Consider the following 1,421-nt stretch of genomic DNA (forward strand, 5'->3'; position numbering starts at 1 on the left):
CAGACTGAAGACAAACTCACAATTCTAAAAGTGAGTTTGTCTTTTTTCTTCGAAAAATATTGTTATTTTAAAGAAATTAGCAAAATATCCAGCTTAACCTGCTAGATAATTTGCTAATTTCTTTAAATTCATGCATGCGAAAATAAGCGTGGTCTCCATGGTGACTTTTTGAATTCCTTTGTACTTAGTCCATCGCAAACCATGCTGTTCTTTAGCATCAGCAAAACGTCTTTCTATTGTTTGACTACGCAATTTATATATAGCTTTTATAGTATCTATGAATCTCAAGTCATCAACAATATCAAGATATTGTTGCCATATATGTCTTGTAACGATTTTTTTCTGTTCTTTACTCTTAGTACATTTATTAAGTAAAGGACAATCCTTACATTTATTTGGATTAGAAATATACAAACGGTAACCATCGCTGTCTGTTCTTTGATATTTCAACATTTGATTATTAGGGCAAATATAACAATCATAGTATTCGTCATATAAAAATTCATTTTTATTCATTAAGTCCTTCGGACCCATGGGACGTTTATATGGCATAGCTGGTAGAATTTCTTTATCTAATAAATACTTAGCATTATGAGGTGTTTTATATCCAGAATCCACAGCAACATATCTCGGTAGTAGTTCTTTACTTTCAAGCCTGTCAATCATAGGTACTAACTGTGTACTATCATGAACATTACCAGGAGTTAAATGAAAATCAACGATATAACCATACTTATCGCAGCATGTATGCGCACTATAGGCAAATTGTTTTTCTCTTTCACTTTTAACATAGTAACCAGCATCGGGATCATTATTACTTATTTTTATTACTTTAAGATTCTCCTCCTTTCTTGAAGCTAGAGGCTTTTTTCCTTCAGATTCTCTAATAGAATTGATATCTTCAATAAGCTCTTGTTCATAATGTTTAGCAGTCTTCTGTATTTCTTGTTTAATAAATTTCTTCTTGTTGGCATTGGCCTTAATATGCGTTGAATCAATAAATAGTGAAGTATTATCTACGAAGTTATTATCTATAGCAATTTTGAGAATACGAGAAAAGATTTCTTCGAAAATCTGATTATCATAAAATCGTCTAGAATAGTTCTTACCGAAGGTAGAAAAATGAGGTACTTTATCGTTAACGCCTAAACCGAGATACCATTTGTACGCAAAATTAGTTTCAATCTCTTTAATTGTCTGGCGCATTGATTTGATACCAAAAAGGTGTTGTATTAATACAATTTTTATTAATACAACCGGATCAATACTTGGACGGCCATTATCTGTAGAATACTTTTCTTCTACTAAATCATAAACAAAGGATAAATCGAATACTTTATCAACTTTTCTTAGAAGATGATTTTCTGGTACAAGGTCTTCTAATGAATACATTTCAAATTGACTGCGAATGATATTAATAT

The 1,421-nt window shown here is 30.9% G+C and carries 1 protein-coding gene; it reads right to left on the bottom strand.

Features of this window, described 5'->3' with window-relative positions; all coding sequences use genetic code 11:
* Positions 1–93 precede the first annotated feature (93 nt).
* On the bottom strand, positions 94–1,419 hold the full coding sequence (locus CD152_RS09395; protein ID WP_101142567.1) for an IS1182 family transposase: 1,326 nt from the start codon (positions 1,417–1,419) through the stop codon (positions 94–96).
* Between the last annotated feature and the right edge of the window lie 2 nt (positions 1,420–1,421).

The organism is Macrococcoides caseolyticum (genome assembly GCF_002902665.1).
Classification (GTDB): domain Bacteria; phylum Bacillota; class Bacilli; order Staphylococcales; family Staphylococcaceae; genus Macrococcoides; species Macrococcoides caseolyticum.